The sequence below is a fragment of the Streptococcus sp. NLN76 genome (genome assembly GCF_015686645.1).
Taxonomy (GTDB): Bacteria; Bacillota; Bacilli; order Lactobacillales; family Streptococcaceae; genus Streptococcus.
Genome location: NZ_JADPMS010000048.1, coordinates 1 through 12,063, shown reverse-complemented (window position 1 = coordinate 12,063; position 12,063 = coordinate 1). Strand labels below are relative to the sequence as shown.

At 40.5% G+C, this 12,063-nt stretch carries 6 protein-coding genes; all 6 read left to right on the top strand.

Annotated features, from left to right (window positions below; translation table 11 throughout):
• The first annotated feature begins 234 nt into the window (after nucleotides 1-234).
• Nucleotides 235-1,200 (top strand): Rgg/GadR/MutR family transcriptional regulator, encoded by a 966-nt coding sequence (locus I1A59_RS08150; RefSeq protein ID WP_247644664.1) that lies wholly within the window; start codon nucleotides 235-237, stop codon nucleotides 1,198-1,200.
• Nucleotides 1,201-1,469: 269 nt separating this feature from the next.
• Complete coding sequence (locus I1A59_RS09805) at nucleotides 1,470-1,595, top strand: hypothetical protein (protein WP_282097657.1); 126 nt, start codon at nucleotides 1,470-1,472, stop codon at nucleotides 1,593-1,595.
• Entirely contained in the window at nucleotides 1,579-2,805 is a 1,227-nt protein-coding gene (locus I1A59_RS08145) for a transporter (protein ID WP_196092283.1), read from the top strand. The genes I1A59_RS09805 and I1A59_RS08145 overlap by 17 nt, the downstream gene beginning before the upstream one ends.
• Nucleotides 2,806-3,005: 200 nt before the next feature.
• Nucleotides 3,006-3,506 (top strand): transposase, encoded by a 501-nt coding sequence (locus I1A59_RS08140; RefSeq protein WP_196092282.1) that lies wholly within the window; start codon nucleotides 3,006-3,008, stop codon nucleotides 3,504-3,506.
• Nucleotides 3,507-3,905: 399 nt separating this feature from the next.
• On the top strand, nucleotides 3,906-5,723 hold the full coding sequence (glmS, locus tag I1A59_RS08135; protein ID WP_196092281.1) for a glutamine--fructose-6-phosphate transaminase (isomerizing): 1,818 nt from the start codon (nucleotides 3,906-3,908) through the stop codon (nucleotides 5,721-5,723).
• A gap of 621 nt (nucleotides 5,724-6,344) precedes the next feature.
• A partial coding sequence (locus I1A59_RS08130) for a pectate lyase-like adhesive domain-containing protein (RefSeq protein WP_196092280.1) occupies nucleotides 6,345-12,063 on the top strand: 5,719 nt, incomplete at its 3' end.

Below are 12,063 nucleotides of genomic sequence, written 5' to 3'. Positions count from 1 at the left end.
ATTTACCCTCTTTTTTCTAGTTAGTTTCTGAAAGATACTAACTAGAAAAAGGAGGCCAGGCAACCACGGGGCGCCTAGAACGCACAAAATTCTATCAAAAACTGTCCAAGATATTGACTGAAATCCAGACTCACCTGTTACATATTTACAAAAAATATTAGAGAAAGGCAGCCTCGTTTCAGGATATTTATGTGTTCCCGCATCCTTTTAAAATAAAAAAGGAGTAACTTCAAATTGAAGTTGCTTCCTTTTTATTTTATGGTTTATAATTGTCTTAATAATGAACTGAAAGTTTGGAAAGGTGTTTCTGGTATGGAGAGAGATAGAACAGTTGAATTAGGTGAGTTTTACAAAGAGATGCGCCTTGCTCGTAGAGTTAAGCAAAAAGATGTTGTTCGGAATCATTTTTCAGTGTCACAACTTTCAAAATTTGAGGCGGGTCAAAGTATGCTGACAGCAGATAAACTATTATATGCCATAGAAGGTATCAATATGTCATTCTCAGAGTTTGCCCTTGCTTTAAGGGATTATCAACCGCTAGAAACTGACAGGCTAATAGCACAAATTTCACAATTGACAATGGAGAGGGATCTTGATGGATTAAAAAATCTCCTCAAATTACATGAGGAAAGTGATCGTTTATATGATAGGCTTAATAGTTTTATAATAAAATCAGGAATCTCCATTTTTGAACCGGGGTATGAATTTTCTGAGGAAGATAGGAGTTTGTTGACAAGATATCTATTTGATATAGAACAATGGACAGCTTACGAGCTTCACCTTTTTGGTAATGCGATGTCACTGCTAACAGATATGGATTTACTATTCTTAGGTAAAGAATTGGTAAAAAAATCGAAACTTTACCTCTCCCTGACCAATTTTCAGATTGGATTGAAACGCCTATATATAAATCTTATATCAGAATTAATTGAACGTGAACAAGGAACTCATATTGAGTTCTTTGTTGATCAATTAAAATCATTGCTTGCTCTAACCGATGTATTTGAAAAGATTGTATTAGATTTTTTAATCTGTGCCAAATCCTATCTACTGGATAAAAAAGTCACTCGATACGAGGTAGAGTTATACATACGGAAAGTAAGGGACTTTGGTTGTATTCCGTTATCAGAATATTTGACTGATAGGCTAGTACATATGGAACTTATATTAAGAAAAGATGAAGATACAGAAGACAAATAAAAGTTTAGTAAGTACATAGTTTTAACGATTTTTTCATGATTTTATCCTTCTTTTGAATTGTTTGGAATATTGTAATATAGAATGAGGACTAGCTCAAATTTAAATAGTATTATAGCCAGATCTGTAGAGTGGATACTTGAAAATATGAAAGTAGTTTGAAGTTTTATTTCATATTTTCAAATAGATTATTTTACTTAATTACTAGGTTATAATGAATTTAATTCAATGAGCAGTTTATAAAAGAAATTACGATAGTAGAAGAACTATCTATGTCTTCCATGTATCAGTTATTTCATTTAGATTTAAAGGAGTCCGTCGAAAATTATACGGGTGAGATAAATCGTTTCATTGAAAAGGAGTTTTTGGAGGAATTGATTCATGAAACTTTTGCGTAGAAATAGATCGTTTGCTGCCTTAGCTTATTCAACTTTTTTTAATAGACTTGGAACGGCAATGTATAACCTTGTTTTCATTGCATTTGCAGCAACAGTGAGTGAGAGTGAGCTAGCAGTTGCAATAGCAAATATCATTGTTTTGATTCCAGTTTTAGTAACATTTTTTGTTGGAATAAAAGCGGATGAGACGAGAGAAAAAACCAAGTTTTTTGTGTATTTGGGCTTTGTTCAAGCTCTTTTATTTGTAGGTGTAGCTTTTTTGACTCAGAGTGCGACTTGGTTATCTTTCTCCATTATTTGTCTGTTTAATATCTTTTCAGATATTATTGGAGATTATCGGGGCGGTTTGGAATTGCCGATTTTTCAGCATACTGTAGCGGAAGAGGATTTGATGGAGGCTCATTCGATTAATCAATTCCTTTCTTACATTTGTAATCTAGTTGGTCAGGCTCTAGGAGTCTATTTATTAGCTTTCTCAAACGACAATTTTATGTTGGTTGCTGGTTTAAATGCAATTTTATTTTTAGCTTCAACACTTGTTCTTTTTAAATATCGTCAATTTTTGACTCATGATCCTATTACTCAAAGCGAGAAAAAAACAGTTATTGTTCAATTTAAAGAGGTTTATATAGGTTTAAGAGAGGTTTTCCAGAAGTCGGAAACAGACTATTTTGGATTGATGCTGGTGGTTATTTTATTGTTAAATGGACTGGGTTCAGCTTTGACATCCATTTATAACATTTATTTTTTAACTCGCCCGCTTTTCGAACTGAGCTTTAGTCAATCGATTCTTACTATTCAAATGATTATGGTCATCTTTAGTATGATTGGTGCTTTGACTCCTCATGATTATTTTGCAAAATTACGTTTGGTATCCATTATCTATTTGGATTCTCTTGCAATTTTGGTGATTGCGATTAACAATAGTCTTGGTGGTTCGCAGATTCTTTCACTAGCTAGTTTGGCATTTATAGCTTATCTAGGTGGGAAAATAAATCCAAAGTTAAATAGTTTGTTGATGGCTTCTTTACCTAGTGATGTTTTGGCTCGTAGTGGGAGTTTCCTATCTCTATTATTCATGCTTGCAATGCCACTCGGTTCTACTGTGTTCTCCATTGTTAGTTTAGCCAATATGCAGTGGACATGGGCTTTATATTTAGTGATTACAATTCTTGTTGTAGTGATGTCTCGAAAACTAGTTAGTGACTAGTATATTATTGCTTTGTGAGGTGTACTAGTTTTTCATGGCTATTAAAAGAGATATGAGTATTTGGCTTGATAGGATTAAAATGATATACCTCTAGTTATTCAGCCGAACACTTTATTATGAAATTTTGTTAACAAAAAGCTCAAGCAATAGACTTGGTTGAAGCCATGAATGGAAAGCTCTCCAGCGAGGACTGTTTTCTCATGTCACAAAGTCTAATACAATATCGCATGATACAGAGTCTCATTGAGGATTTGGATAAGCATATTAAATCCTATATAAATAAACACTTCCCCGAAGAATATCAATTATTAATGACTGTACCTGGGGTAAGCGAAAACGCAGCTGCTGTTATTTTAGCGGAAATTGGTCCTGATGTAGAGGCATTTCCAACAGATGGACATCTAGCCTCATGGGCTGGTCTATGTCCAGGTTCGTATGAAAGTGCTGGTATTAAAAAATCCTCGCGAATAACGCAAGGAAATAAATACTTAAAACATGCCTTAACGATCTCGGGTATGATAGCAGGTCACTCCAAAGATCCAGCTTTCTCATCTTTATACAATCGAGTTTCCCAAAGAGGAAGTAAGATGAAGGCTGTTATTGCTTGTGCTCATAAGATACTAAGAATTGTCTACAAACTTTTGGAAACACGTCAAACTTATGAAGCAGTAAAAGCATTAGGGATGCGGCAACACCCTTAAGACATCTTTAAATATGTTCATCTTAAGTATAACACAGATAGTGTTTTTTTGCGCTTTTTTACTGTGTTATTTTCAAATAAAAATATTAGAGTAGCATGAAGGATTGAGATATTACTTCATGCTACTCTTTTTTTCTGATTTAAGTTTAGCAAGTAGCGAAGGCGGGATAGAAAAACATCAGTTACTATCTATGCACGCGCAAAATAAACCAGAGCACTTGACTCACCTGTTACATATTTACAAAATGGAGAGAAATTTTGCCTTGTTTTCGTATATTTATTTGTTCTTGCACCTATACCAATCCTTGCTCCTTGACAAAGAGAGATGAAAAAACTATAATCTTGTCAGTTAATTCACAAAAGTCGAATTAGACTATACCAATTTTGGAGGAATACAATTATGTGTGGAATTGTTGGTGTTGTGGGAAATCCCAATGCAACAGATATTCTTTTACAAGGATTAGAAAAGCTTGAGTACCGTGGTTATGATTCAGCTGGTGTCTATGTTTCAAATGGTTCTCAATCTGGTCGTTTGGTGAAATCCAATGGTCGGATTGCGGATTTGGAAGCCAAGGTTGGTGAAAACTTAGAAGGTTTTGCTGGGATTGGTCATACTCGATGGGCGACTCACGGAAAACCTAGTGAGCTTAATGCCCATCCACACCAATCAGAATCTGGTCGTTTGGTCATGGTTCACAATGGGGTGATTGAGAACTATGCCGAGATTCGCGATCAGTATTTGGCTGGCCACCATTTCCAAGGTCAGACGGATACAGAAATCGCCGTACACCTTGTTGGTCACTTTGTGGATACTGAAGGTTTGAGCGTTTTGGAAGCCTTCAAAAAAGCTCTCAATATTATTGAAGGTTCTTACGCCTTTGCCTTGATGGACACAGAGAATCCAGAAACTCTTTACGTTGCTAAGAATAAATCTCCACTCTTGATTGGTTTGGGCGATGGTTATAATATGGTTGGCTCAGATGCCATGGCTATGATTCGTGAAACCAGTGAGTTTAAAGAAATTCATGACAAAGAATTGGTTGTTGTGGAGAAAGACCAAGTCACTATCACGGATTATGCAGGCAATCCGGTAGAGCGTGACAGCTATACTGCGGAGTTGGACTTGTCCGATATTGGTAAAGGCACCTACCCTTACTATATGTTGAAAGAAATCGATGAGCAGCCAACCGTGATGCGTAAACTCATCTCCACTTATGCGGATGCGGATGGCAAGATGAAGGTTGATCCAGCTATCGTGCAAGCCGTGCAAGAAGCAGACCGTCTTTACATCATTGCTGCGGGTACTTCTTATAATGCCGGCTTTGCGTCTAAGAAGATGTTGGAAGAGCTGACAGATACGCCTGTGGAATTGGGAATTGCCTCTGAGTGGGGTTATGAAATGCCTCTTTTGAGCCAGAAACCACTCTTTATCTTCCTAACCCAATCAGGGGAAACTGCAGATAGTCGCCAGGTTTTGGTCAAAGCCAATGAAATGGGAATTCCAAGCTTGACGGTGACCAACGTACCTGGTTCTACCCTATCCCGTGAAGCGACGCATACTCTCCTTCTCCATGCGGGGCCAGAAATTGCGGTTGCTTCTACCAAAGCCTACACTGCGCAGATCGCAGCCCTTGCCTTTTTAGCCAAAGCAGTTGGCGAAGCCAATGGAAATGCGAAGGCAGAGGCCTTCGACTTGGTGCATGAGTTGTCTATCGTTGCGCAATCCATTGAGGCTAGCCTTTCTGAAAAAGATTTGATTGATAGTAAGGTTCGGAGTCTTTTGGAAACAACCCGCAATGCCTTCTATATCGGCCGTGGCCAGGATTACTATGTGGCTATGGAAGCGAGTTTGAAATTGAAGGAAGTGTCTTACATTCAGACAGAAGGATTTGCGGCAGGTGAGTTGAAACACGGAACTATTTCCTTGATTGAAGATGGTGTTCCTGTCATTGCCTTGCTTTCTGCCAATGAGAAAGTGGCTGCTCATACCCGTGGAAATATTGCCGAAGTGCAAGCCCGTGGAGCTAATGTCTTGACCATTGTTGAAGAAGGTGTGGCGCGTGAAGATGACGATATCCTTGTTAACCAAGTTCACCCATATCTCTCTACGATTGCCATGGTTATCCCAACCCAATTGATCGCTTATTATGCGACTCTTCACCGCGGTTTAGACGTCGATAAACCAAGAAATTTAGCGAAATCTGTTACTGTAGAATAAGAAGAAAAAGCGATTATTTCTACGGTTCAATAAAAGCGAACAATTGTTATTGGTTTCGCTCTCCTATCTGCACCTCAAACAGCCTTTTTGCTGTTTGACCGAATCAAGTACTGTGTAAAAGTTATTCCACTAACTAAAATAGGAAGGTTGAGACGTTTATCCCAGCCTCTTCCTGCGGAACGAATGTATTGGATGCAATTTCTCAGCAGAAAATATCGCAAAACCACACTGAAGTTTCTGGCAACTCAGTCTATTTTCAAGTGATATAGTCTTTTAGTCCAAGGTAGCAAGGCGTAGACAGCTCAAAATCTCTCCCAGAGATTTTGAGCTTGCTGAGACACTTTCGAAGAAAGTTTCAAATAAGTACGGCAAGACGAGCTAACACAGTAATAAAAGATAAACTAAAAGAGTATAACTCCGATGAATCTCGAGTTCTGTCACTGTTTCGTAGGCAGTCTAATGTAAAATAGGAAAGAAGCGGTCGTTTGTACCGCTTTCTTTTATTCCTAAAAATAGAGGTACACCCGTCGAAAAAACGTTTTCATAGGGGTGGGCACTTGAATTTGAGGAATCACTGTTATAAAATGGTAACTATTAATTTTTCCGAAAGGATGTATTTGAGTGAAGAACAAAGATGTAAAATATGAAGAATCCTATCGCCATACTCGTGTAAGAATGCATAAATCTGGTAAGCATTGGGTTCGGACAATTATGTCAAAAGTAGGTGCCATTCGCCTTGGTTCTAAGGTGACACCGGTACTTCGAAAAACAAAGACAGATGATGATTTTACTCGTAGCCCTATCTCCCCAGAAACTGTTTTAAAAGGGGCTGGTGCCATTGCTGCTTTATTAGGGGGTGCAGCCTTAGGGACTGATCAAGCATTTGCGGAAGAAACCGTTCTTTCTTCTGAGTTGGCTACAACAGTTATGGTTGATCAAGATGAGATTTCTCTCCCGCAAAGTCAGGAGGTAGAATCTCAATCTGTTTCCATTGAAACAAGTACTTCCACCGTAGATCATCAAAGAGCTAGTGAAGAGGCATTGTCTACCGAACAGTCGCTATCACTTGAGATCTCTCAATCTCTTTCACTTTCTGAGAGTCAATCCCTTTCTGTTTCTGAATCTATTTCAGCTTCTGAATCTTTATCCGTATCCGTAAGCCAGTCTCTTTCAAGTTCAGAATCCTTGTCTGAATCCCTGAGTCAGGAATCGGTTTCTACTTCGCAGTCACTTTCCCTCTCGGAATCTGTAAGTCGCTCGGAATCCTTGACGAGTGAATTCTCTACAGAGCAGGTGACGAAGCAAGCGGACGAGGACGCTAAATCCCAAGCTTTGAAGCGTCTTGAGACGGTTACAACTACTGCAGAAAATTTTGTTGAGGGTGTAGAGGAGAGAACCAGTAGGCAATCAAGTGCAGATTTAGCCGCGGCTTTAGTGGCTAGTCGAGCAGACATTGTAGCAGGAAAAGCTCTACTAGCTCAAGGAACAGTCAGTCTTGCGGACATCCAAACCACAATAGCTTCTATTTCGAATAGTACCCAGGCTTTAGCAACAGAGCTCTTAAAAGAGGGTCGGACAAGGAATACTGGACGTACTCAGGTAACTGGTGACCAGATTCGTATTCTACGTGCCAATACCCTTAGCACGACCGCGACTAGTCGTACCGTAAATTCTTGGGATGAGTTTGCAAGCGCCTTACAAGATAGCTCGATTACGGAAATCAATTTAGGCTCTAGTTTAACGGCTACTTCCAATGCTGTTTATACAGGAAATACGGTTGTCATTAAAGGGAATGGGAATAGCTTAAATTTAGGAAATTACACCATTAATTCGTCAACCGTTGACATGACCCTCGATAATGTAACTTTGAATACCAGTAATACATCAGGTCCTTTTGTTGTAACGGGTGACGGGAACATTACCTATAAGGATTCGACCATTTCAGGAATCATGTACGATGGTAGCGGGAATAGGTCAACTGGGAATGTCACCATCACAATTGATGGTACAGTAACAAATACAAACTCTGTTGTGAAGACCACTGCAACTAACCGTGGGGCTAATATCAACATGGCAGCGAAAGTGGTGACAACAGCGGGTAGTGTCTTGAACATGAACCGGGCTGCTGATGGTGATGGAATCCGTGTGATAGCGGGTGGTTCTGTCGAACTTGGGAACTATAGTAAGGTGATGATCACCCTTAAAAATGGGGATGCTACAGATTTAGTAAGTACGCAAAAATCTTCCAATGTTGAAAACTACAACACAGCTATTCGTGCTGGTCAGCCAAATCAGAAGGTCGCTGGTTCTGTTATCACAGGGGCTTATTCTCAATTGGACTTGAAGGTTGGACAGGGTGTTGGGATTGTCCTGGGACAACAAGTCAATAATCCTAGTACTTCTACAAATATCGAGAGTACGAAAGGAAATACGGGGCAAAACACAATTTCCATTGGTGAAAATGCCACCTTTAATTTCTATGGTCGGGCTGGAGTCTATATGGGAGACCAGTCAAACTTTATTGCCAATGATGGTGCTCAGGTGACCTTCCAGAACTTTGGAAATGGTGCTGCCATTGATATGGGAGATGATGCTAACCTTCATGTCAAGAGTCAAGCTGTGATGGATCTCCAGTCTGATGGCAAGGAATTTGGTAGCTATGCTTTTGGAAATTACATTGGTCTTAACGATCGCAGTTCCCTTCGGGTTGAAAAAAATGGGACTCTTAAGGTTAAATTAACGAATCATAAGGTTAACTACGATGACGTCATCAATCTGAACGGAACAGCGAATGGCTATACAGAATTTTATGCAGGTGAAAACTCTGTTGTTGATTTGCAAACAGACAACACAGACTATTATGCAGAATTGATTTCGGTTCCTTTAGGTGGAAATAGCGGATCAGCCTTTAATTTCGACAATGTAAAATACCTGAACCTTGAAAAGACTCGTCCAAATGTGGGACACCCAAATAGTCAAAGACTTCCAAGTGGGGCTTTGGTCTTCTTTAGTGGAGATGGAACCTTCAAAGGGAATGGAAATTATCGGATTTCTAAGTGGCAAAATGGTTCTGATACGCAAGGGACTCCTTTAAATGTGTGGTATGGAGTCTCCGAGTTTAGTATGCAATATAAGGACTTCAGTGGAAGCAGAAATCCATTTACGATTGATACAACCTTTACAGACACAAGTATCAGTGGAGATGGAGCTGGAACCCAGTCTGGAGTTGCACTGAATAACTTAAACGACGGCTTCAATCCTTATCAATCTCAACGGATAACCATTGAAGCAGTAGATCGGACGGGGGAAGAGGTTGAAACTCAAACCACAGTCCAAGACTATAATATTATTTATCGTTATAACCCAGATATTCCTGCTGATACAGCTCGTATTGTACAGCAAGGAAAAGACTCAGTTGTTAGCAGCAAAACAACGACTTATTATATCTATCACACAGACCAAGCTGGTAATGTGACGAAAACTGTGGATAGCAGTAAGGGAACAGATGGTGTTAGCACTGAAACGACAACAGTGATTGAGGGTCAAGACCTCATCATTGAGTATGGTCCTCAAACAGCAACTGTTACCTATTATGATGTCACGGACGGTGGCCGTGTTCAGCTGAAAGTAGATAGTTTTGCAGGAGAAGCTGGGACAGCTATCAATACAGATCCTACAACGGTCGTTACCGAAAATTGGCCGGACTATGTGATTACGAAAGATGAGTTTTCATCCAGCTCTAAGACCTTTTTGCAAGGTGACTATAACTTTGAAAATTTAACCGGATCAACAACTATTACGACCACGGATGGATCTGTTTATCATGTATCTCAAGATGTTGGGACGGAAATAAAACGAACCTTGAGTAGTACGGGTGAAGGTCAGAACTACGATGTTGAGATTGAGAAACGAACAGAATCGGATACGACTTCGGAGTCTCTGAGCGAATCTACCAGTGAATCCGAGAGTCGATCATCTTCTGAATCGATATCCAATTCAGAATCACAGAGCATCTCAGAGTCACAATCCAATAGTATTTCAGAATCAGAGTCAAGATCCATTAGTGAGTCTCTCTCTAACTCTGAGAGTGAATCCTTGTCGAATTCTACGAGTGAATCTTTGTCAAACTCTATTAGTGAGTCCATTTCAGAGTCCCATTCTCACTCTCTAAGTGAGTCTGTTTCCTATTCTATTTCAGAATCCGTGATGGAATCAGTGAGTGAGTCTGTCTCTGAGTCTATTATGGAATCGTTAAGTGAGTCCGTCTCCGAGTCTATTATGGAATCAGTGAGTGAGTCTGTCTCTGAGTCTACTATGGAATCGGTGAGTGAGTCCGTCTCAGAATCCATTATGGAATCGGTAAGCGAGTCCGTCTCAGAATCCATTATGGAATCGGTAAGCGAGTCCGTCTCCGAGTCTATTATGGAATCAGTGAGCGAGTCTGTCTCAGAGTCTACTATGGAATCGGTGAGTGAGTCCGTCTCAGAGTCTATTATGGAATCGGTAAGCGAGTCTGTCTCAGAGTCTACTATGGAATCGGTGAGTGAGTCCGTCTCAGAATCCATTATGGAATCGGTAAGCGAGTCCGTCTCAGAATCCATTATGGAATCGTTAAGCGAGTCCGTCTCCGAGTCCATTATGGAATCGGTGAGTGAGTCCGTCTCCGAGTCTATTATGGAATCGTTAAGTGAGTCCGTCTCCGAGTCTATTATGGAATCAGTGAGCGAGTCTGTCTCAGAGTCTACTATGGAATCGGTGAGTGAGTCCGTCTCCGAGTCTATTATGGAATCGGTAAGCGAGTCCGTCTCCGAGTCTATTATGGAATCGGTGAGTGAGTCCGTCTCCGAGTCTATTATGGAATCGGTAAGTGAGTCCGTCTCCGAGTCTATTATGGAATCAGTGAGCGAGTCTGTCTCAGAGTCTACTATGGAATCGGTGAGTGAGTCCGTCTCAGAATCCATTATGGAATCGGTAAGCGAGTCCGTCTCAGAATCTATTATGGAATCGTTAAGTGAGTCCGTCTCAGAATCTATTATAGAATCGTTAAGTGAGTCCGTCTCCGAGTCCATTATGGAATCCGTAAGCGAGTCCGTCTCCGAGTCTATTATGGAATCGTTAAGTGAGTCCGTGTCTGAGTCCATTATGGAATCGGTGAGTGAGTCCGTCTCCGAATCTATTATGGAATCGTTAAGTGAGTCCGTCTCTGAATCCGTAAGTGAATCCGTTTCTGAGTCTATTTCGGAATCCGTAAGTGAGTCTGTCTCTGAGTCTGTTATGGAATCGGTGAGTGAGTCCGTCTCCGAGTCTATTATGGAATCGTTAAGTGAGTCCGTCTCCGAATCTATTATGGAATCGTTAAGTGAGTCCGTCTCCGAATCTATTATGGAATCGGTGAGTGAGTCCGTCTCAGAGTCTATTTCGGAATCCGTAATCGAGTCCGTCTCTGAATCAGTCTCAGAATCGTTAAGTGAGTCTGTTTCTGAGTCCGTCTCCGAATCGTTAAGCGAATCTGTCTCTGAGTCCATTTCGGAATCCGTAAGCGAGTCTATCTCTGAGTCCGTTTCAGAATCGTTAAGCGAGTCTGTCTCTGAATCAGTCTCAGAATCGTTAAGTGAGTCTGTTTCTGAGTCCGTCTCAGAATCCGTAAGTGAATCTGTCTCTGAGTCTGTGTCGGAATCCGTAAGTGAATCAGTGTCTGAGTCTATTTCGGAATCGATAAGTGAGTCTGTCTCTGAGTCTATTTCAGAATCGTTAAGTGAATCCGTTTCTGAGTCTATTTCGGAATCGATAAGTGAGTCTGTCTCAGAGTCCATTTCGGAATCCGTAAGTGAATCTATTTCCGAGTCTGTGTCAGAATCGTTAAGCGAGTCTATCTCCGAGTCCATTTCAGAATCGTTAAGCGAGTCTGTCTCCGAATCTGTCTCAGAATCGTTAAGTGAATCCGTTTCTGAGTCTATCTCGGAATCCGTAATCGAGTCTGTCTCAGAGTCCATTATGGATTCCTTGAGTGAGTCCGTCTCAGAATCTATTATGGAATCGTTAAGTGAGTCCGTCTCAGAATCTATTATGGAATCGTTAAGTGAGTCCGTCTCCGAGTCTATTTCAGAATCCGTAAGTGAATCAGTGTCTGAGTCTATTATGGAATCCGTAAGTGAGTCAGTGTCTGAGTCTATTTCGGAATCCGTAAGCGAATCTGTCTCAGAGTCTATTTCAGAATCCGTAAGTGAGTCAGTGTCTGAGTCTATTTCGGAATCAGTGAGCGAGTCAGTGTCTGAGTCTATTTCGGAATCCGTAAGCGAGTCTGTCTCTGAGTCCATTTCAGAATCCGTAAGCGAATCTG

Excerpts from the sequence above, each read along its gene's own strand:
- I1A59_RS09805 (WP_282097657.1), top strand. The coding sequence starts at position 1,470 with ATGTCTTCCATGTATCAGTTATTTCATTTAGATTTAAAGGAGTCCGTC.
- I1A59_RS08145 (WP_196092283.1), top strand. The coding sequence starts at position 1,579 with ATGAAACTTTTGCGTAGAAATAGATCGTTTGCTGCCTTAGCTTATTCA.
- I1A59_RS08140 (WP_196092282.1), top strand. The coding sequence starts at position 3,006 with ATGTCACAAAGTCTAATACAATATCGCATGATACAGAGTCTCATTGAG.
- glmS (WP_196092281.1), top strand. The coding sequence starts at position 3,906 with ATGTGTGGAATTGTTGGTGTTGTGGGAAATCCCAATGCAACAGATATT.